Raw genomic sequence first — 242 nt, 5'->3', positions numbered from 1 at the left:
ATCCCCCGGAGGACCTCCCGTGCTGGAGCTCGTCGCCCGACTGGCCCCCGCGGCCGCCGACGCCCGCCGCGGCGTCGTCCGGCTGCACCCCGAGGTGCTCGCTGCGCTCGGCCTGCGCTCCTGGGACGCGGTGACCCTCACCGGGGCCCGGGTCACCGCGGCGCTCGCCGTCGCCGGGGAGCGGGGCGATCCGCACGGTCAGGCCCGCTTCGACGACGTCACCCTGTCCAACGCCGGGCTGA

1 pseudogene is annotated in these 242 nt (G+C 78.5%); it reads left to right on the top strand.

Annotation, left to right across the window (positions count from 1 at the left end):
• Positions 1-19 precede the first annotated feature (19 nt).
• Positions 20-242 (top strand): annotated as a pseudogene (locus tag GTW08_RS25720) (ATPase); the annotation flags it as partial.

The sequence above is a fragment of the Pseudonocardia sp. SID8383 genome (assembly GCF_009864975.1).
In the GTDB taxonomy this organism is placed as follows: domain Bacteria; phylum Actinomycetota; class Actinomycetes; order Mycobacteriales; family Pseudonocardiaceae; genus Pseudonocardia; species Pseudonocardia alni.
The sequence above is the reverse complement of the archived record's forward strand: the minus strand, read 5'-3'. Positions and strand labels throughout refer to the sequence as shown.